Genomic DNA, 17,660 nt, shown 5'->3' with positions numbered 1-17,660 from the left:
AATTGTCTTACCAGGAATTACGGTGCCGGACGGTCGAAAGCCGGTTTAAGCGGCCTGTTGGCCGGCTGTTGGCGCCGACGACGGAGGTTGAAAAGTCGGCGTATTCTTTTTCTTTCCAAATCGCATTCCCTGGAGAAATCATGCAAAGACGCAGGATTGGCAATTCGGAATTGCAGGTGGCGCCGGTCATGTTCGGCGGCAATGTATTTGGCTGGACCGCCGATGAGGCGACCTCGTTCGCGATCCTCGATGCCTTCGTCGACGCCGGTCTCGACTTTATCGACACCGCCGACGTTTATTCCGCCTGGGTGCCTGGCAATCGGGGCGGGGAGTCGGAGACGATTCTCGGCAAGTGGTTTCGCCGCAGCGGCAAGCGCGACCAGATCGTGCTGGCTACGAAGGTGGGCAACCACCCGGAGCGCAAGGGTTTGAGCGCCGGCAACATCCAAGCGGCCGTTGAGGATTCGCTGCGGCGTCTGCAAACCGATTACATCGACGTGTATTTTTCGCATAAGGACGCGGCCGATACCCCGCTCGCCGAGACGCTGGGCGCCTATCAGCGCCTGATCGAGGCCGGCAAGGTGCGGGTGATCGGGGCGTCGAACTACAGCGGCGCGCGTATTCGCGAGGCGCTGGCGGTGTCGCGGCAGCACGGTCTGCCGGAATACCAGATTATTCAGCCCGAATATAATCTGTACGACCGCGAGGCTTATGAAACCGATCTCGAACCGGTCATTCTGGAAGAGCACCTCAGTGCGGTCGTGTATTACAGCCTTGCAAGTGGCTTTCTGTCGGGCAAGTACCGTTCGTCCGCGGACCTGGAGAAAAGCGCGCGCGGCGCCGGCATCAAAAAGTATCTGAACGAACGCGGCACGCGCATCCTGGATGCGCTCGATACCGTGGCCGACCAGCACGGCACCACGCCCGCCACGGTGGCGCTGGCATGGCTGATCGCCCGTCCCAGCGTGACGGCGCCGATCGCCAGCGCGACTTCCGTGCAACAACTCGAGAGCCTTGCTGCGTCAGTCCACCTGATGCTGACCGGCTCGGACATGCGCCTGCTGGATGACGCAAGTGCCTGGCGGAATGGCTAAAATGGTGGTAGGCACGGTATTTTCCTGATATCATCGGGAGTGAATTGAGATCGTTGCCTGTTTCGTGGTGAACTCCCCACCTCTCTTTTCCGGCCTCCGTGGCCGCTTTGCCTTTCGTTTCGTTCATGGTTTCGTTTGCCTGTTATTGGCCATGTTGCGAAATGACCGGAGGCCGGCGCGTACGTGGCACACACCACTGCGCAATTACCCGTATCCAGCGATTTAGTTAGGAATTACATGACGACGATTCTTCTGAAGGAAAACGAGCCGTTCGAAGTGGCGATCCGCCGCTTTCGTCGCGCAATCGAAAAGAATGGCCTGATCGCAGAACTGCGTGAACGCCAATCGTACGAAAAGCCGACGACGGCTCGCAAGCGCAAGAAGGCCGCTGCTGTGAAGCGCCTGCACAAGCGCCTGCGTAGCCAGCAACTGCCGAAAAAGCTGCACTAAGCACGCTTTTCAAGCACAGCCGAACGGCGGTGTGAGCTTCGCAAGAAGCCACACCGCCGTTTTGTATTTGGGGGAGCAATTCCAGCGAGGCTTCCGAGGATGTTTCCGGGAAGCCTTATGGCGGCTCAGGCGGCGGTTTTCAGCTGCGCTGTGGACAAGCCGAACTGACGGGCAATCGAAACCAGCCGCTCCTGCCATTCCCACGTGCCGAATACGTCGTGCACGTTTTGTAGGCAACTTAGCAGGTCGATGGTGGCTGGGTCGAAGATATTGATATGGGCTCGCAGCAGCGCTTTCTTGAGTGCGGCCACTCCGACATCCATATAGGCAGGCACTTCGATCGGGGTTTTGCCGATATAGCGCACCGGAATGCCTTCCATTGCCGTCATATAGTCGCGCGGCTTGATAAAGCTGCCGACCGGGCAGCCACCGCAGTATCCCCGATAGGCTCCGCCGCCACGCGGCAGAAGTGCGGCGCGCCCCTGACCGTCAAGATGGCTGACGGCTTTGTCGAATATCTCCTGATACGTCAGGAAGTTTGGATTTTTCATGGTTGTTCTCCCCCTGCGTCTACGCGCAGCGGTCATTCATGGGTGGTTCAAGCGCAGTTGTTGTCCCTTCAATCGTTATAACGACTGAATCAGGTAAAAACGTAGCGGTGCAGCGCGCAAGTCCGCAATTTTGACACGATTCGAGAGATCTGCAGGTGGGGGAGTGCCCGCAAAGCCAAGCTGGGTAAGGCTGTGAGGGGGCGGCACGGGCGCGCTCAGGACTTTCCCGCAGACGCTGGGTTTTGCGTCCGAAGTGTGGCGAAAACCACACGAGGCCGGGGCGCAGATCCGAGACCGGCGACGCGCCTGGCGTACCTTCGGCCCCGGAACTCGCGGATGCGCCTCAGCCGGCCTTCCGCTTGCGCCCCTTTTTGCCGAGGGCGGCGCAGCGGGCGTAGCAATCGCAGTCGGTCTGATGGTCGTTCACCATGCCGACGGCCTGCATAAACGCGTAGCAGATCGTCGAACCGACGAACTTGCAGCCGTAGCGCTTGAGTCCCTTGCTCAGCGCGTCGGAAATCTCCGTTGAGGCCGGCGCGTGCTGGTACGAGGTCCATTCGTTCTGGATGGGCGTGTCGCTAACGAAAGACCAGATGAAATGCGCCAGCGACCCGTGTTCCGCCTGGATCTGTTGCACGGCGCGCGCGTTGGTAATGGCCGCTTCGATCTTGCCGCGATGCCGTACGATCGATTCATCGGCGACCAGCGCGTCGACATGCTTTGGCGTGAAGCGGGCCACCTTGTCGATATCGAAGTTGGCGAATCCCCGACGGTAGCCGCTGCGTTTGTTGAGGATCGTGGACCATGACAGACCGGCCTGCGCGCCCTCCAGTACCAGCATTTCAAAGAGATGTTGATCGTCGCGCGAAGGGACACCCCACTCGGTGTCGTGGTAGTGTGCGAGCGCTTCGCTCGATACCCAGTTGCATCGCTGTGTCACGTTCCGGCTCCTGCATGTGATGTGTCGAAATCCCGGCGCGTCCGGGCTTTGCCAGCATAGCGGAACGCCCGCGCATCGCAAGCCGCCCGTTCGGCCAGTTGCCGGATCCACGCTGGTCTGCCACGCTATGCGGCATTCCGGTTCGGCAACTCTTTTCACCCACACTCACTTGATGAATACAGACCTCTTTCTGATCGGCGTCGACGGCGGCGGCAGCGGCACGCGTGTCGTACTCGGTGACGCCCACGGCCGCGAACTGGCTCTGGCGGCGAGTGGCCCGTCCGGCCTGGGCCTCGGTATCGAGCGTGCCTGGCAGGCCATCCTGGCAGGTTGCACCGAGGCTTTCCGGCAGGCCGGCGTCGCCCCGCAATGGGAGCGTTGCGTATTGGGCTGCGGGCTGGCGGGATTCAACAACCCCGACTGGCTTGCTGCGTTTCACGCCCAGGCGCCGAAGCTAGCCGGTCTCGCCGTGGAACACGATGCCTACACGACCCTGCTTGGCGCGCACGGCGGGGCGCACGGTGTCATCGTGGCGCTCGGCACCGGCAGCGTGGCTGCCGCGGCAGATGGTGTCGGCGAGTACCGGATCGCCAGCGGTTTCGGCTTCCCGTCTGGTGATGAGGCAAGTGGCGCCTGGCTCGGCTTGCGCATAGTCGTGTACGCGCAGCAGGCGCTGGACGGCCGCGCGCCGCTGGATGCACTGGCCCAGGCCCTGCTCGAACGGGTGGGTGCGCAGGACCGCGACGGCCTGATTGTCTGGCTTTGCAACGCCAATCAGACCGCCTACGCGAGTCTCGCGCCCATCGTCATCGCGCATGCCAGCCATCCCTTCGCCGCGCGCCTGCTCAAAGAAGCCGGAGAAGAAATTGGCAAGATGATTACGGCGCTAGACGCGTCCGGAGAGCTGCCGGTGGCCTTGTGCGGTGGCCTCGGCCAACCGTTGCGCGACTACGTACCGCAGCATTTGCAGGCCAGGCTGCGCGCGCCGCTGGGCGATTCGGCGCACGGTGCGTGGCAGCTTGCGCAGCAGGAAGCCGCGCGGCTCGGTTTGAATCTGGCGGGCTAATCCGGGGAAAGCGTCGCAAGCAACGATAAAATGGCGCCTTCGATGCTGCCGGCTGCTCATACCATGTACCAAGTCATTGCCACCGATCTCGACGGCACCCTGCTCGACGGAGACCATCAACTCGACCCATTCACCGTTGCCACGGTTCGGCGGCTGGAGGCGGACGGCCTGCAATTCATCATCGCAACCGGCCGCCATTACCGCGACGCGGCGGGCATCCGCGATCTGCTGGGCATCCGGCCGTACCTGGTCACGTCAAACGGCGCGCGCGTGCATGCGCCGGACGACATCATGATCTACGGGGACGATCTTCCGCCCGCCACCGTGCACCGGCTCGTGCAGCCGGAAATCGCGGGCGCGCATGGGCGGGTGATCGTCAATCTGTTTGCAGATCACGATTGGCTCATCGACCGGGACGCGCCAGAACTTTTGCGCCTACATAAGGATTCGGGCTTTAGCTACGAAGTGACCGACCTGCGCCGGCATCACGGCGAGGGCATTGCAAAGGCGCTCTATATTGGCGAGCCGGCCGATCTCGCACCGGTCGCGGCCAATCTGCAACGCGAGTTCGGCGACGCCCTCTATGTCACCTACTCGCTGCCCGATTGCCTTGAGGTCATGACATCGAACGTGTCGAAGGGCCGCGCGCTGAAGTTCGTGCTCGACCGCCTCGGCGTAGAGACCGGCCGCTGTATCGCGTTTGGCGACAACATGAACGACATCGACCTGCTCGAAACCGCTGGCCATCCGTTCATGATGAAAAACGCCAACCCGGATCTGATCACGCGCTTGCCGAACGTGCCGCGAATCGGCAACAACTTCGAAGCAGGCGTCGCGCGTCATCTGCGCAAGCTGTTCGCCATGGACGATAAGCTTGCCTAATGCACCGCATCTGAAGCCGCCGCGGGCGCCAACGCCGCGCACGGGCAATCCGTAGACCGCCCATTCAGCCCTTCGTCGCTATGCTGGAAGCTGGCGCGCGGCGAGCCGCCCTGCCAGTCGAGCTTGACGATATAAATACTGTCGAAATCGTCGCTGTGCCACTTCGGCACGTCTGCGGCGTTGCCGCCATGAGCGCTCACCATCTGGCGCACCAGCTTCTCGATCAGCTTGTGCTCCCATGCCACCACCACCAGCTTGTTGCGATATGCCGGATCGATCAGCGTGGCGCTGAGGCGGTCTATCTGCGTCAGGCCATAAGGCGTTTGCACCGGCATCTGGAATTGGATGGCGGTGGGTTCGATGGTGGCCAGCGGGCGCACATAGTAATAAGGATGGCCACCGTCGTTTTTCTGCTCGCCCGGATCTGGCGCGAAGATCGCGTCAGGTTTGCCGAACTTGGCGGCGATTACCGCGGGCAACGCTAGCGCCCGGTTAAGACCCTGGCAATTGAGCTGACCCAGCCCTTGCGCGGGCTTCTCGCCGTGACGGACAAACACCAGCGTTTCAACGGCGGTGCCGGCCGCCTGGCTGCTGGCCGCATGCGCGATGACGGGCAACATGGCGGTGCCACACGAGGCCGCGAGCCAGAGTGCGACGCCTTGCAGGAATCGACGGGAACGGTTCATCGGGAGCCTCTTTGCGAGCCGTGTGAAAGTCGGACGATTCTAGCAGTGGCGCTGCGCCTTGCCGCGCGCCGGCTGCATCAGCGGTCGCTTGTCCGCAGGCCTGACCGCCTGACCGTAAAAGCAGAAGCGGGCGCCACAGCGCCCGCTTTGCAGATAGATTCGCCCTTTGGCGCTACGGATTCGTCAATCGGCCAGCGCAGAACGCGACTCGAGCGGTGCGCGGCTTGCCGCGACAACCGGATACACGAGACCGGCAATCACAGCGCCGAGGATCGGCGCGACCCAGAACAACCAGAGCTGGTCGACAGCTGCGCCACCCACGAACAGCGCCGGACCCGTCGAGCGGGCCGGGTTGACCGAGGTATTGGTGACCGGAATCGAGATCAGGTGGATCAGCGTCAGGCACAGTCCGATGGCGATCGGCGCGAAGCCAGCCGGCGCGCGCTTGTCGGTGGCGCCGAGAATCACGAACAGGAAGAAGCCAGTCATGACCACTTCGCAGATAAACGCCGCCATCAGCGAGTAGTGGCCGGGCGAGCGATCGCCGTAGCCATTGCTGGCGAAGCCGCTCGACACGAGGTCGAAGCCCGGTTTGCCGCTGGCAATCAACGACAGCACGAAGGCGCCGAGCACGGCGCCGACCACCTGGGCAACGATATACGGTACGAGGTCACGTGCCGGAAAGCGGCCCGCCACGGTCAGGCCGACGCTCACCGCCGGATTCAGGTGACAGCCCGAGATATGGCCGATGGCGTAGGCCATGGTCAGCACCGTGAGGCCGAATGCAAACGCGACACCGACAAAGCCGATGCCCAGCCCATGGACCGGACCGGCGAAGTTGGCGGCGAGGACCGCGCTGCCGCAGCCCCCGAGGACGAGCCAGAATGTGCCGAACAGCTCGGCAGCGAGGCGCTTTGACAACTGCATGATATGGAATCCTAAAAAGTTTGACTTGCTGGAGGCGGTACATGGGTATTCGGGTACCCACCTCCGAGCGCCAAATTCTAGGGAAATATCGGCGAATCGGGTGTCAAGAATTGTCAATGTCGCCGTAGGCAGTTTGGATTATTTACCGATAAAGTCCGAATCGATTTAACAATTCATCGCTCTTTAATAATTATCAGACGATACCTCAATTGTGAGTATTACTGTCCATTGCGAAATTCGGTAATTACGGCTAGTCTGCGTCACAATGAGTTCTACAAAAAGGGAGTAGGGAAATGTCGCAATATGCAGAACTTAAGGCGCAGATCGCCAGACTGCAGGCTCAGGCGGACGAAGCACGACGCACTGAACTCGGCAATGTAATCGAGGAGATCCGCGGCAAGATTGCCGAGTATGGATTGACTGCCCAGGACCTGGGTTTTGCGGTTGCCGCCCGGCGCGGACGCCCGCCCAAGAAGGCGCCGCTGCCGCCCAAGTATCAGGATCCGAAGTCCGGTAATACGTGGAGCGGACGAGGCAAGCCGCCCAAGTGGATTTCCGGCAAGAATCGCGAACGCTTTCTGATCGAACAGGTTTAGTCGCGGCGGTTAATTGTCACGGCGAAAGCTTCCTGAAGGTTAATGGCATTCGGGAAGCTTAAGCGGCGAAATATGTATCAGATTTGTGCTGGAATTGGGCGGTAAAAAAGCCGCCTTTGAGAGGCGGCTTTTATGAAGATGAGCGGCTAATCGACGCGGTTCCGCTCGCGCAAACGATTCACACGGTGTTTTTCGCGTATTTAGCCGGCATCAGATGCATAGGCCGGTCAGCCTACCGCTACCTGGCGCAACATCGGACGGCGTTCAGCTTCGATAAGCGCGGTATAGCCGTCGAGATAGTTCTGCGCCATTGTCTTCGCGCTGAAGCGGCGTTCGAACTGGGCGCGGATTTCCGTACGCGACAGGTCGCCCAGCCGCTGCAGCGCCGCCACCGCACCTTGCACGTCCTCGACCACGAAGCCGGTTACGCCGTGGTCGATCACTTCAGGCACCGAACCGCGGTTGAAGGCGATCACCGGCGTGCCGCAGGCCATCGATTCGATCATCACGAGACCAAACGGCTCCGACCAGTCGATCGGGAACAGCAGCGCCTTGGCGCCCGACAGGAACTCCGGCTTTTGCGCTTCGTTAATTTCACCGACGAATTCGACGTGCGCCTGCGACAGCAGCGGTTCGATTTCCGTCTTGAAGTATTCCTGGTCGACCTTATCCACCTTGGCGGCGATCTTCAGCGGCAGACCGCTTTGTGCAGCGATCTTGATGGCTGTATCGACGCGCTTCTCCGGACAGATACGGCCGAGGAACGCCAGATATTCGGGCTTCTTGTGCGTCTGCGGCGTGAGCAGATTTTCCGGCAGACCGTGGTAAATGGTGTTGAGCCAGTTGGCCTGCTTGAGCGGCAGACGCTGCGAGTCCGAAATCGACACCACCGGCGCCTGCGAGAACGTATCGAAAATCGGCTGCAGTTCGGGCAGGTCGAGACGGCCGTGCAGGGTGGTCACGAACGGCGTGTCCATCGTCGAGAACAGCGGGAACGGCAGATAGTCGAGGTGGAAGTGCAGTACGTCGAACTCATGGGCGATGCTGCGCACCCGTTCCATCAGCAGGACGTGCGGCGCCATGGCGTCGCGCACAGTCGGGTCGAGGCGCAGCGCGCGCGGCCAGGCGGCCTCGAGTTTGGCGGAGGTGACCGAATCGCCGCTCGCGAACAGCGTCACGTCGTGACCGAGCTCGACCAGAGCCTCGGTCAGGTACGACACGACGCGCTCAGTGCCGCCGTAGAACTTGGGCGGAACGGCTTCGTATAGGGGCGCTATTTGTGCGATTCGCATGCGTACTCTCCTGTGACGGCTGGAGTCGGCCCTTAAGAGCAAACACTCCAGCCCATGCAACATAAGTTGCGGTTCATAACGGCGTTCGCAAAATCTGCCCGGATCGGGCGAAGAGCGAATACCTTTCGGACGGACGGACGCGGTAGGCCGCCGCCCGGTGGCAACCCGGCACTGCATCGGGTTATCCCTTAAGGCCATTATCGGGATCGACCGGCGCAATTCGAGTTATTTTTCAAACGCTTAATGTTGTTACAGCGCGAAACACCGTGCGTAACAGGTGAGACCGGGGTGCAGCATAGCCGGCACGACACCCCTCAGCAATCACCGTGCCGCGCCTTGTGCCCCGGCCTGAAAGGCGGCGCGATGCGTCGCGAATAGCGAGCGATTGTTGCCGCAGCGTGAAAAAGATCTATAATTTGCTCGCACCTGTAACGGTGCAAAAAACCGCGCGGGGTCGCGCACCGATCGATCCCCAAAAGCTTTCTCCCGCCTTTCATTCCCTCCCCAATAGGCGTTTTGTAGGAAAAATTCCTACAGAATTTATGGAACATTCCGGCAATCAGACGGGGTGTCTGTCCGATTTCAGTCGCAGTTACATTTAGACACAATGCTTGCAAGACCATAAACGAGCCGTTCGTGCGGTGTGCGGTGCGCGCGTTCGAGCAAACGTTTCCGTAACGGCCTGACCAGCCAGATCGACTCGGGGGAATCATGAGCACCACTAGTGACATGCTCAATGAGATACGAGAAGTGAACCTCTCCTATCTCCTGCTCGCTCAGCGTCTGCTGCGTGAGGACAAGCCCATGGGGATGTTCCGCATGGGTATATCGGATCAGTTGGCCGATGTGATTGCCAATCTGTCTCTGGCACAGACCGTCAAGCTGGCTGCATCCAGCCAGGTTCTCTGCCGCTTTCGCTTCGACGATCACGCCGTCCTGTCCGCACTTGCGGACAAGGGCAAGACCAGCAGCGCCGTTGCTCAGGCGCATACCGCGATCTTGATGGCAAGCCAGCCCGTGGAACAGATCGGCTGAGGCCGGCATTCTACGGCGGCAAAACCGACCAGCAACACCAGGACGCGGGAAGCGCAGCGCATGGCCACTAAAAGCGTAGTACTCGAAGTCAGGGAAATTACCCTGGCGATCGAATTGATCGAACTCGGCGCGCGTCTGCAGTTGCTCGAGGCCGAGACCAGCCTGTCACGCGACCGGCTGATCAAGCTTTACAAGGAATTGAAGGGGGTCTCGCCACCCAAGGGCATGTTGCCGTTCTCGACGGACTGGTTCATGACCTGGCAGCCGAACTTTCACTCCTCGCTGTTCTATAACATCTACCGCTTCATGGCGGACCATGGCGGTTGCGAGACGATCCAGTCGATCGTCAAGAGCTACCGGCTGTATCAGGAACACGTCCATCTGCACGACGACGAGCCGGTCCTCAGCCTGACCCGCGCATGGACCCTGGTGCGCTTTTTCGACTCCGGCATGCTGCAGATGACCTCGTGCTGCCGCTGCGGCGGCCAGTTCGTCGCCCATGCGCACGATCCCCAGCACGGATTTGTCTGCGGACTGTGCCAGCCGCCGTCCCGCGCCGGTAAGACAAAGAAAGTTGCCGAAGCGAAAGTACGCGCGAACCAGCTCGCCGAACTGGACGCTGAACTGGAAGTTTGAGGCGCGGGCGGCCAGGCCCGCCCCGCTTGCATCGCAGCCCAGGCGTCCGCCTAGCGCTCGCGTCCCCCGCCTGTGGTTTACACCGGCTCGCCAACTTGCTTTTCCACCAAAGTTTTCCGCCCGGTTGCCGTAAACCAGTCTAACGACGGTCTCCGTCGCTTCCTTGTGAGGGCTCGGCTGTGCTGATTTTCGTGGGAACACTCGTGACGCTGTTGTCCGTTTTCGGCGGTTATGCGCTGGAAGGCGGACACTTGGGCGCGCTGATGCAGCCAGTCGAACTGCTGATGATCGGGGGCGCCGGCGTCGGCGCGTTCGTTCTCGGCAACGGGATGAAAACCATCAAGTCGACGCTGGGCGTGCTTCCGACCCTCTTCAAGGGGTCCAAATACAACAAGGACGTCTATATGGAGCTGATGGCGCTCCTCTACGTCCTGCTGGCGAAAGCGCGCAAGGAAGGCACGCTGACGCTTGAAGCCGATATCGACGATCCGTCGAAGAGCCCGATCTTCACGCAGTATCCGAAGATCCTCGCCGACAAGCACATCATCGAATTCCTGACCGACTACCTGCGTCTGATGGTCGGCGGCAACATGAACGCCTTCGAAATCGAAAGCCTGATGGACGAGGAAATCGAAACCCATCACACCGAAGGCGAAGCCCCGGCGCATGCACTTGCCAAGGTCGGCGACGCCATGCCGGCGTTCGGCATCGTCGCGGCAGTGATGGGCGTGGTGCACACCATGGCCTCCGCCGACAAACCGCCTGCGGTGCTCGGCGAGATGATCGCCCAGGCGCTGGTCGGCACCTTCCTCGGCATTCTGCTTTCGTACGGTCTGATCGGGCCGCTCTCGAGCGTCGCGGAACAGCGCGTCGCCGAGTCGACCAAGATGTTCCAGTGCATCAAGGTGACGATCCTCGCGAGCCTGAATGGCTACGCGCCGGCGATCGCCGTCGAATTCGGCCGCAAGGTGCTCTTCTCGACTGAACGCCCGTCGTTCAGCGAGCTGGAAGAGCACGTGCGCCGCGTGAAAGCCAAGTAACCGCGCGGACCAGGGGCTGACTCGATGAGCAAGGATAAAGACCGCGCAATTGTCGTCAAGCGTTCCGCGCCGAAGAAGGCGGGGCACCACGGCGGCGCCTGGAAACTCGCCTACGCGGACTTCATGACCGCGATGATGGCGTTCTTCCTGCTGATGTGGCTGCTCAGTTCGGCGACCACGGTGCAGTTGCGCGGTATCGCGGACTATTTCAACCAGCCGCTGAAGATCACGCTGTGGGGCGGTGACCGCAGCGCCGAAGATTCGAGCATCCTGAAGGGCGGCGGCCGCGATATTTCGACCGACTCGCAAGGCATCACGCGCCAGAGCGACGGCACGACGGCGCGCGCGCAGCATACCGTCGCGCATAGCGACGACGAAGCGGTGAACCAGGCGCAGGGGCAACTCGAGCGCCAGGAGCAGGCCCGCCTGCACGATCTGCAGGTCAAGCTGATGGCCGCGATCGAAGCCAATCCGGTGCTGCGTCAGTTCAAGCAGCAGATCCGTATCGATTCGACCTTGACGGGGCTGCGCATCGAGATCGTCGACTCGCAGAAGCGGCCGATGTTCGACACCGCCAGCGACGAGGTCCAGCCGTATATGCGCGACATCCTGCGCGCCATCGGCAACACGCTGAACGACGTGCCGAACCGCATCATCGTGCAAGGTCACACAGACGCCGTGCAGTACGCAGGCGGCGAGAAGGGTTACAGCAACTGGGAGTTGTCGGCGGACCGTGCGAACGCTTCGCGCCGCGAGCTGATCGCGGGCGGCATGGACGAAGCGAAGGTGATGCGCGTGATCGGCATGGCGTCGTCGCAGAACCTGAACAAGAGCGATCCGCTCGACCCCGAAAACCGCCGGATCAGCATTCTGGTTCTGAACAAGAAGTCCGAGGACGCCATGATGCACGACGACTCGACCACGACCACCTTGTCGGACGATGCCGCCGGTTCGGGGCAGGCGCCCCTGCTGCAACAGATTGCGCAACCGCCGACGGTTGCACCGAAGGCGCCCACCGTGGCGCCGCATTGAAAGACACGATGGCCTGGCCGTGCCGCCGCGCATCCGCGGCACAGTCAGGCGATTCATAGTGAGCGCAGCGAGGATTTAATGATCAGGCACATTCTGGCAATCGACGACTCGGCATCGATGCGGCAGATTCTCTCCGCCACGCTGACGACGGCCGGCTATGAGGTGACGCTCGCCGCGGACGGCGAAGAGGGCCTCGAGAATGCGCTCGCGATGCCGTTTGACCTCGTATTGACGGACCAGCATATGCCGCGCAGAACCGGCCTCGATCTGATCGCCGCGCTGCGCGGCAACCCGGCTTACCAGGCGACGCCGATCCTCGTCCTTACGACGGAATCCGGCGAACCTTTCAAGGAGGCGGCGCGAGCGGCGGGGGCGACCGGCTGGATTGAAAAACCGCTCGACCCGGACATGTTGACCGAGCTGGTCGCGGCGCTTGCCGAGCCCGGCGAGGCCTGAGCCACACAACTTTTTAAACAGCGCCTTTAGACAAGCGGCACGGCTGCCAAAGCCCAGACAGGATCTCTCGCGGTGACCCAGGCATGACACTCGATATCACTCAGTTCTATCAGACGTTCTTCGACGAAGCGGACGAACTGCTCGCGCAGATGGAGCAGTTGCTGCTCAATCTGGACATTGGCCATCCGGATCCGGAAGACCTCGCGGCGATTTTCCGTGCGGCGCACTCGATCAAGGGCGGCGCAGCGACCTTCGGCTTTACGGCACTGACCGAAACGACCCACATCCTCGAATCGCTGCTCGATCGCGCGCGCAACAACGAACTCGTGCTGCGCAAGGACATGATCGACACGTTCCTCGAGACCAAGGACGTGCTGTCCGGCCAGCTCGCAGACTACCGCGCGAGCGCCGAGCCGGACGCGGCGGTGGCGAAAGCGATCTGCGCCAAGCTCGAACATCTCTACGCGGAAAGCATCCGCGGCGAGAGCGAGCCGGCACCGACCGCCGCGGCAGCACCGGAAGTGGTTGCGTCGGCTCCGGCAGTCGTCGAGGCCGATGACGGCCCGCCGCCGGCGCACGTGGTCGATCAGGCCGTCGACGTGGCGAGCGAGATATCAGGCATTGAACCGGCCCAGACCGGCGCAACAACAACAGCGACAACAGCAACAACCGGGACCGCCGCCGAAGACAGCGGCCCGCATCTGAAAATCACGCTACGGGGTGTAGGTGAGAAGGACCAGGAACTGCTGGCCGAAGAGCTCGGCAACCTGGGGCATATCGTTGGGCAGGTCAAGGCGGGCGGCGATTTCACGCTGTGGCTGCAGACCGATGTCACGTCCGACGACATCATCGCCGTGTGCTGTTTCGTGATCGACGACAGTCAGATCTCGATTGGCCGCGGCACAGCACCGGTGGATGAATCGCAGCAAGGCGAACCTGGAACGCCTGCCGCTGCGGAGCATGCACCGGCGCCTGCACCGGCACCGGCCCCCGCGCCGGTTGCCGCGCCGCAGGCAAGCACAGCAGCGCCGACGCACGGATTGTTCGAAGCGCCGGCGCAGGCAGCACCGGCTGCGGCTCCGGCGCCCACGCCGGCGGCGGTCGCACCGGCCCCTGCTCCCGCGCCGGCACCGGCCGCGGCAGCAGCGGGCGCAGGCGAATCCGACCGCAAGAGTGGGCGTCCGGCGGCTGCGGCCGCGGCCGAAGGCAGTTCGATCCGGGTCGGCGTCGAGAAGGTCGACCAGCTGATCAACCTGGTCGGCGAACTGGTGATCACCCAGGCCATGCTGGCCGAGACCACCAGCACCTTCGATCCGGCCTTGCACGACCGTCTCTTCAACGGCATGGCGCAACTGGAGCGCAATGCCCGCGATCTGCAGGAAGCGGTGATGTCCATCCGCATGATGCCGATGGATTATGTGTTCAGCCGCTTCCCGCGTCTGGTGCGCGATCTGGCGGCGAAGCTCGGCAAGGAAGTCGAACTCGTCACCTTCGGTCAGGCGACCGAACTCGACAAGAGCCTTATCGAGCGGATCATCGACCCGTTGACCCACCTCGTGCGCAACAGTCTCGATCACGGTATCGAAACGGTGGAAGCACGGCGCGCGGCGGGCAAGGATTCGACCGGCCAGCTGGTGCTGTCGGCCGCGCATCACGGCGGCAACATCGTGATCGAAGTGAGCGACGACGGCGCCGGTCTGCGCCGCGACAAGATTCTCGCCAAGGCGGCCAAGCAGGGCATGCAGGTCAGTGAAAGCATGACTGACGACGAAGTCTGGAACCTGATCTTCCTGCCGGGCTTCTCGACCGCCGAACAGGTGACCGATGTGTCGGGCCGCGGCGTCGGCATGGACGTGGTGAAGCGCAACATCCAGGCGATGGGCGGTCACGTCGAGATCAGCTCGCAGGCAGGCAAGGGCAGCACCACGCGCATCGTGTTGCCGCTCACGCTGGCGATTCTCGACGGCATGTCGGTGAAGGTCGGCAACGAGATTTTCATTCTGCCGCTGAACTTCGTGATGGAGTCGCTGCAGCCGCAGGCAGAAGACATTTACACGGTGGCCGCCGGCGAACGCGTGGTGCGCGTGCGCGGTGAATACCTGCCGCTCGTCGCGCTGCACGAAGTGTTCTCGGTGGAAGACGCCAAGAAGGAGCCGACCCAGGGCATCGTCACGATCATGCAGACCGAAGGACGGCGCTTCGCCATGCTGATCGACGAACTGGTCGGCCAGCAGCAGGTGGTCGTGAAGAATCTGGAAACGAATTACCGCAAGGTGCACGGCATTTCCGCCGCGACCATTCTCGGCGACGGCAGTGTCGCGCTGATCGTGGACGTGGCGGCGCTGAACCGCGAGACGCGCAACGCGCACGGCGCAATGAGTCTCGCATAGGCCTCGGGCAACCTCGGGCAACTTTTTACTTAACTTATTTCATCCCAACCGTTTGGGGGCTAACGTGGCAGAAGTCCAATCCATCAATTCGAGCGTCAGCCGCCGCGATGCGTTGCAGGCAGACGCTGGCGGCCAGGAGTTTCTCGTCTTCACGCTCGGCGCCGAAGAGTACGGCATCGACATCCTGAAGGTGCAGGAAATTCGTGGCTATGACAGCGTGACGCGCATCGCGAACGCCCCGGACTTCATCAAGGGCGTGATCAATCTGCGCGGCATCATCGTGCCGATCGTGGACATGCGCATCAAGTTTCATCTGGGCCGCGTAGAGTACGACCACCAGACGGTGGTGATCATCCTCAACGTCGCGCATCGCGTGGTCGGAATGGTGGTGGACGGCGTGTCGGACGTGCTGACGTTGCAGGTGGACCAGATCATGCCGGCTCCCGAATTCGGCGCGACGCTGACCACTGAATACCTGACGGGTCTCGGTACGGTCGACGGCCGCATGCTGATCCTGATGGACATCGAAAAGCTCATGACCAGCCGCGAAATGGCTTTGATCGAAACGATCGGCGGATAACCGCGATCGGCATGCATGTGACGGGACATTAGGGAGCATCAAGATGCTAAGCAGGTGGTCGATTCGAACCTCGTTGACCGTGGTCGGGATCGTTCTGGTGGCGCTCACGCTCGTAGTCGGCGCGCTCGGCCTGACCGCGCTCAGCCGCGCCAGCCAGTCGCTCGACGGCATTGCGCGCGGCGATCTGGTGGCTATTCACGCACTCGACGATGCCTCGTCGTATCTGTTGCGCTCGCGCGTTGCGGTCGACCGGTACAACACGCTCACTGCCGCCGGCAATGCCGACGAAGCGAAAAAGGTACTGGACCGTGGCCAGGAGCTGCTCGGCAAGGGCAATGAGAGCTGGCAGACGTTTCTCGATGCGCCCAAATCCGGCATCGACCAGGCCTTGCTCGACGACCTGCTGGCGCGCCGCGCAACCGTGATGCACGACGGCGTGGAGCCGGAGTTCGCAGCGCTGCACGCAGGCGACCAGGCCGCCTTTCATGCCATTGCCGATACGAAAATCAGCCCGCTCTTTATCGCCTACGACAACTCCGCCTCGGCCGTTGTGAAGGCACTGCAGCAGCGCGCGGCCGATCAGCAGACGGCGGCCCAGTCGAACGTCACGCTGATGACCTCGCTGATCATCGCGGTGGGTGTGTTCGCGCTGGTGCTGGTGGTGGTGATCCGCATCGCGCTGCGCGGCCTGATCGTGCAGCCGCTCATGGAGGCCACCGAGTGTTTCGAACGGATCGCCGCAGGCGACCTGACGCACGCGGTAACGGTGTCCAGCACCAACGAAATCGGACGCCTGTTCCGCGGCATCAAGCAGATGCAGGACAGCCTCTCGACGATGCTCAAAGGCGTGCACGGCAGCACCGAATCGATCGACACCGGTGCGCGCGAAATTGCCATGGGCAACACGGATCTGTCGCAGCGCACCGAGCAGCAGGCCGCTTCGTTGCAGCAGACCGCATCGAGCATGGAGCAACTAACGGGCACCGTGCGGCAGAACGCCGAAAACGCCCGCCAGGCGAGCCAGCTCGCGGTCAACGCGTCGGACATCGCGACGCGTGGCGGCGACGTGGTGGGCCAGGTCGTGCATACGATGCAGGACATCGCCACCAGCTCGAACAAGGTGGTGGACATCATCAGCGTGATCGAAGGGATTGCCTTTCAGACCAACATCCTCGCGCTGAACGCCGCCGTGGAAGCGGCCCGCGCGGGTGAGCAGGGCCGCGGCTTCGCGGTGGTGGCCGGCGAAGTGCGCAACCTCGCGCAGCGCAGCGCCAGCGCCGCCAAGGAAATCAAGGAACTGATCGGCGACTCGGTCGACAAGGTGCAAAGCGGCTCGGCCCTGGTGGGCCGCGCAGGCTCGACGATGGAAGAGATCGTCCAAGCCGTGCGTCGCGTGACCGACATCATGGGCGAGATCAGCGCGGCGTCGGAAGAGCAGTCGACCGGCATCGAACAGGTCAACCGCGCCGTGGTGCAGATGGACGAAGTCACGCAACAGAATGCAGCGCTCGTCGAACAGGCGGCCGCAGCGGCGGCGTCGCTCGAAGAGCAGACGCGGCAATTGCGCAGCGTGGTGGGCGGCTGGCGCGTGGAAGGCGGACAACGCGCCGCCGGCGCTGCTGCGGCACGCAGCAAAGCCGCGCCGCGCGCGGCAGCTCAACCTGTGGCAGCCGCACCGAAGGCGGCCGCAGCGTCAGGTCATGCGCCGGCAGCGGCAGCCAGACACGACGCGAAGCACGATACAAAGCACGACGCGAAGCAGGACATCAAGCACGACGCACCGCGCGCGAGCGCACCGGCACGTACCGAACCCGCGCTCCGGCCGAAGACCTCGGCCAGCGCCGCGGCGCCCGCAGCACGGCCGGCCGCAACAGGCGCATCCGCGGCAGGCCCGGATGCAGATTGGGAAACGTTCTAAGGGAAGATGGTTAGCTATGCAGGCTTTCGGCTCTTCGCCGCAGTACGGGCGATTCATTGAAGCACGCTCGCAAGGCGTGGTTCGAGCCG

The 17,660-nt window shown here is 62.3% G+C and carries 18 protein-coding genes; 13 read left to right on the top strand and 5 right to left on the bottom strand.

What is annotated here, in order from left to right; genetic code table 11:
- The first annotated feature begins 140 nt into the window (after positions 1-140).
- Both P3T24_RS16770 and rpsU read left to right on the top strand, forming a co-directional pair.
- The gene (locus tag P3T24_RS16770; protein WP_429436219.1) at positions 141-1,094 is read left to right on the top strand and encodes an aldo/keto reductase; all 954 of its coding nucleotides are present in this window, start codon (positions 141-143) and stop codon (positions 1,092-1,094) included.
- Between the two features lie 237 nt (positions 1,095-1,331).
- On the top strand, positions 1,332-1,544 hold the full coding sequence (gene rpsU / locus P3T24_RS16765) for a 30S ribosomal protein S21 (protein ID WP_074262890.1): 213 nt from the start codon (positions 1,332-1,334) through the stop codon (positions 1,542-1,544).
- Positions 1,545-1,669: 125 nt separating this feature from the next.
- On the opposite strand, the gene P3T24_RS16760 is transcribed toward rpsU, so the two are convergent.
- Together P3T24_RS16760 and P3T24_RS16755 are read right to left on the bottom strand one after the other, a co-directional pair.
- Complete coding sequence (locus P3T24_RS16760; protein WP_074262889.1) at positions 1,670-2,095, bottom strand: hypothetical protein; 426 nt, start codon at positions 2,093-2,095, stop codon at positions 1,670-1,672.
- Positions 2,096-2,438: 343 nt separating this feature from the next.
- Positions 2,439-3,035 carry a DNA-3-methyladenine glycosylase I gene (locus tag P3T24_RS16755; protein ID WP_429436217.1) on the bottom strand — a complete coding sequence of 199 codons (597 nt, stop codon included), beginning with the start codon at positions 3,033-3,035 and terminating at the stop codon, positions 2,439-2,441.
- Positions 3,036-3,207: 172 nt separating this feature from the next.
- On the opposite strand from P3T24_RS16755, the gene P3T24_RS16750 reads away from it, so the two are divergent.
- Positions 3,208-4,101, top strand: coding sequence for a BadF/BadG/BcrA/BcrD ATPase family protein (locus P3T24_RS16750; protein ID WP_429406512.1), 894 nt, complete (start codon positions 3,208-3,210; stop codon positions 4,099-4,101).
- Positions 4,102-4,164: 63 nt separating this feature from the next.
- The gene (locus P3T24_RS16745; RefSeq protein ID WP_429436215.1) at positions 4,165-4,983 is read left to right on the top strand and encodes a Cof-type HAD-IIB family hydrolase; all 819 of its coding nucleotides are present in this window, start codon (positions 4,165-4,167) and stop codon (positions 4,981-4,983) included.
- Here P3T24_RS16745 and P3T24_RS16740 read toward each other — a convergent pair.
- Positions 4,980-5,669: a histidine phosphatase family protein gene (locus tag P3T24_RS16740; protein WP_429436212.1), complete on the bottom strand. Its 690-nt coding sequence runs from the start codon at positions 5,667-5,669 to the stop codon at positions 4,980-4,982. The genes P3T24_RS16745 and P3T24_RS16740 overlap by 4 nt on opposite strands.
- Before the next feature lie 183 nt (positions 5,670-5,852).
- Positions 5,853-6,596: an aquaporin Z gene (aqpZ, locus tag P3T24_RS16735; RefSeq protein ID WP_074262885.1), complete on the bottom strand. Its 744-nt coding sequence runs from the start codon at positions 6,594-6,596 to the stop codon at positions 5,853-5,855.
- 293 nt (positions 6,597-6,889) lie between these two features.
- On the opposite strand from aqpZ, the gene P3T24_RS16730 reads away from it, so the two are divergent.
- Positions 6,890-7,192, top strand: coding sequence for an H-NS histone family protein (locus P3T24_RS16730; RefSeq protein ID WP_074262884.1), 303 nt, complete (start codon positions 6,890-6,892; stop codon positions 7,190-7,192).
- A gap of 227 nt (positions 7,193-7,419) precedes the next feature.
- Here P3T24_RS16730 and P3T24_RS16725 read toward each other — a convergent pair whose 3' ends face one another.
- Positions 7,420-8,484: a glycosyltransferase family 4 protein gene (locus P3T24_RS16725; RefSeq protein ID WP_074262883.1), complete on the bottom strand. Its 1,065-nt coding sequence runs from the start codon at positions 8,482-8,484 to the stop codon at positions 7,420-7,422.
- 711 nt (positions 8,485-9,195) lie between these two features.
- Here P3T24_RS16725 and flhD point away from each other — a divergent pair.
- The 8 genes from flhD to P3T24_RS16685 all read left to right on the top strand — a co-directional run bounded on the left by flhD (position 9,196) and on the right by P3T24_RS16685 (position 17,571).
- Positions 9,196-9,519: a flagellar transcriptional regulator FlhD gene (gene flhD / locus P3T24_RS16720; protein ID WP_074262882.1), complete on the top strand. Its 324-nt coding sequence runs from the start codon at positions 9,196-9,198 to the stop codon at positions 9,517-9,519.
- A 60-nt stretch (positions 9,520-9,579) separates the two neighbouring features.
- Positions 9,580-10,155 (top strand): flagellar transcriptional regulator FlhC, encoded by a 576-nt coding sequence (flhC, locus tag P3T24_RS16715; RefSeq protein ID WP_074262881.1) that lies wholly within the window; start codon positions 9,580-9,582, stop codon positions 10,153-10,155.
- Positions 10,156-10,334: 179 nt separating this feature from the next.
- Entirely contained in the window at positions 10,335-11,195 is an 861-nt protein-coding gene (gene motA, locus P3T24_RS16710) for a flagellar motor stator protein MotA (protein ID WP_074262880.1), read from the top strand.
- Positions 11,196-11,219: 24 nt separating this feature from the next.
- The gene (gene motB / locus P3T24_RS16705) at positions 11,220-12,227 is read left to right on the top strand and encodes a flagellar motor protein MotB (RefSeq protein WP_429287755.1); all 1,008 of its coding nucleotides are present in this window, start codon (positions 11,220-11,222) and stop codon (positions 12,225-12,227) included.
- 78 nt (positions 12,228-12,305) lie between these two features.
- Positions 12,306-12,683, top strand: a complete 378-nt coding sequence (locus P3T24_RS16700; protein ID WP_429411650.1) for a response regulator — start codon at positions 12,306-12,308, stop codon at positions 12,681-12,683.
- Positions 12,684-12,766: 83 nt separating this feature from the next.
- Positions 12,767-15,073 carry a chemotaxis protein CheA gene (gene cheA / locus P3T24_RS16695; RefSeq protein WP_429436208.1) on the top strand — a complete coding sequence of 769 codons (2,307 nt, stop codon included), beginning with the start codon at positions 12,767-12,769 and terminating at the stop codon, positions 15,071-15,073.
- A gap of 64 nt (positions 15,074-15,137) precedes the next feature.
- Positions 15,138-15,653, top strand: a complete 516-nt coding sequence (cheW, locus tag P3T24_RS16690; protein ID WP_074262876.1) for a chemotaxis protein CheW — start codon at positions 15,138-15,140, stop codon at positions 15,651-15,653.
- 43 nt (positions 15,654-15,696) lie between these two features.
- Positions 15,697-17,571, top strand: coding sequence for a methyl-accepting chemotaxis protein (locus P3T24_RS16685; protein ID WP_429436205.1), 1,875 nt, complete (start codon positions 15,697-15,699; stop codon positions 17,569-17,571).
- Positions 17,572-17,660: the final 89 nt, after the last annotated feature.

Source organism: Paraburkholderia sp. GAS33, assembly GCF_050436645.1.
Lineage (GTDB): Bacteria > Pseudomonadota > Gammaproteobacteria > Burkholderiales > Burkholderiaceae > Paraburkholderia > Paraburkholderia phenazinium_B.
The sequence above is the reverse complement of the archived record's forward strand: the minus strand, read 5'-3'. Positions and strand labels throughout refer to the sequence as shown.